Origin of the sequence: Rodentibacter rarus, assembly GCF_001998965.1 — a bacterium.
Lineage (GTDB): Bacteria > Pseudomonadota > Gammaproteobacteria > Enterobacterales > Pasteurellaceae > Rodentibacter > Rodentibacter rarus.
In genome coordinates this window covers 1-1,220 of sequence record NZ_MLHJ01000077.1, presented here as the reverse complement: position 1 = coordinate 1,220, position 1,220 = coordinate 1, and the positions used below count along the sequence as shown (strand labels likewise).

1 protein-coding gene and 2 pseudogenes are annotated in these 1,220 nt (G+C 41.7%); 2 read left to right on the top strand and 1 reads right to left on the bottom strand.

Annotation, left to right across the window (positions count from 1 at the left end; translation table 11 throughout):
- Window positions 1–246, bottom strand: a pseudogene (locus tag BKK50_RS12880) (transposase); the annotation flags it as partial.
- Window positions 247–265: 19 nt separating this feature from the next.
- Here BKK50_RS12880 and BKK50_RS08255 point away from each other — a divergent pair.
- Window positions 266–583, top strand: coding sequence for a hypothetical protein (locus BKK50_RS08255; RefSeq protein WP_077417120.1), 318 nt, complete (start codon window positions 266–268; stop codon window positions 581–583).
- Between the two features lie 162 nt (window positions 584–745).
- Window positions 746–1,220 (top strand): annotated as a pseudogene (locus BKK50_RS08250) (DUF1664 domain-containing protein); the annotation flags it as partial.

The window sequence follows — 1,220 nt, the reverse complement described above, 5'->3', positions numbered from 1 at the left end:
GGGAAAGTCTGTGGTTTCAGGGATTTCGATGTCTTTCTTTTTCATCTTTGGCTTCACTATTTTCGGTGTTTGAGGGTTTGCATAAGGTGATTTTACGCCATCAAACCCTCTTTCCTGGAATGCTTTTAGCCAATAAATGACGAGCGAATGGAAGATTTTATGAAGTTTAGCTACCTCTCGAATGCCAAAATTCTACTCGGTGACAAATTTGATAATTTTTAAACGAAATTGATAAGAATAGGACATCATCTGCACCTCAAATTGGGTGTCCAGGTTTTGGGGGCAGATCAAAGTGCGGTCAGATTTACGGGGGGGGGGGCAAACAGAAAAATCTGTTGAAAGCCTCAATAAAATGATGAATAACCTGAAAAGGTTGTTGGCAGTGGGGCTAGGCATACAGGGAATTGGCTCATTGCTCCAAATGGCGGACATAATGAAATCCCTCAATGCTCAAGTGCGATTTGTTACTGGCTCAATTGAAGAATATAATGCAGTCAATAAACAGCTATTTGATATTGCTCAAAAACACGAGCAAGCCTTGAAGCCACAACCACACTTTATACCCGTTCTGCCCGAGCATTAAAGGATTATAGTTACAGCCAACAACGCATTTTGACTTTTACTGAATGAAACGATTACCTTTTCAGCAGAACACCCACGTAGAAGAATTAAAATTATCGCCACAAAAGATCGTTCTCAAGCAGGAATTAATGCTAGCGCTCCGTTTCGTAGAACGCCTATTCTATTGGGTGAGACCTACACGCTATCGTTCTTTGCGAGAGGCAATATTAGCAAATTAGACTATTGCTATTTAATGCGGGATGAACCGGGCGGAAATATGCTGTTGCCTAGCATCAATATGCTAAGCGAAGAGGATTTCCGTTTTTACAAAGTCACGTTCACCACTTATTTTGCTACAGAACGAGCTAGTATTCTTTTAGGGTTTAGAAATTCAGTTGTCGATCAGTGGGTAGAGTTCCATAGTCTTAAATTGGAAAGAGGAACCATTGCGACAGACTGGATACCCGCACCGGAAGATATTGAAACGACAGTTAATACCGTTTCTGCCAAAATAGATAATGTGCAAAGCACTCTATCTAATGCGGATAAAGCCCTCGCCAGCCGTATTGATACGGTTAATGCTTCAGTGAATAATGCTAAGGCACAAATCTCTACCGTGAGCCAAGCGGTTGCGAATGTCAACGGCAAACTGAGCGCTA